The organism is Nocardia ignorata NBRC 108230, assembly GCF_001612905.1.
Lineage (GTDB): Bacteria > Actinomycetota > Actinomycetes > Mycobacteriales > Mycobacteriaceae > Nocardia > Nocardia ignorata.
On the sequence record NZ_BDBI01000069.1, the window covers coordinates 1 to 623 of the forward strand.

Annotated in this window: 1 protein-coding gene; it reads right to left on the reverse strand. The window is 64.5% G+C overall.

Annotated elements, in window-relative coordinates; genetic code table 11:
* On the reverse strand, positions 1 to 623 hold a 623-nt coding region (locus NI2_RS34615), incomplete at both ends, for an Mce/MlaD family protein (RefSeq protein WP_503826291.1).

Consider the following 623-nt stretch of genomic DNA (forward strand, 5'->3'; position numbering starts at 1 on the left):
CCGGTCAGCGATTCCGACAACGTGTCGGCGTGCTCGCCGAACGTCGTGGAGGTGTTGGCCAGGAACCCGTTGAGCTGGTCGAGGGTGGCCTGCAGGCCGGGGGCCTGTTCGGCGAGCAGCCCCGACATCTGGGTGACCTGGTTGCTGAAGTCGCGCACCGACTGGTCGTTGTCGGCCAGCATCGTGGTGAGCTCGTTGAGCTTGATGATGATGTTGGAGATCGCGTCCTTGTTGTCGATACCCACCTTCAGCGCCGATGACAGGGCATCGAGGGTTTCGCGGATCTTCTGGCCGTTGCCGTTGAGCACCGGGTACAGCACCCGGCCCGAGAGCGGGCCGAGCCCTTCCTGGCCCTCTTCGGGCTTGAGCGCGGCGGCGAACTGATCGATGGTCTTGATCATCGTGTCCAGCTCGACCGGAGTCCTGGTGCGCGCCTTGGGCAGATGGTCACCGGACTCGAGTGCCTCCCCACCGGTGTAGGGCGGGGTGATCTCGATGTGGCGGTCGGTGACGATCGAGGGGGAGACGATCGCGGCGATCGCCTCCTTGGGGATCTTCACCCCCGACTCGATGGTCATGTGGACCTCGACGAAGGTGCCCTTGGGCACGATCTTGTCGACCTT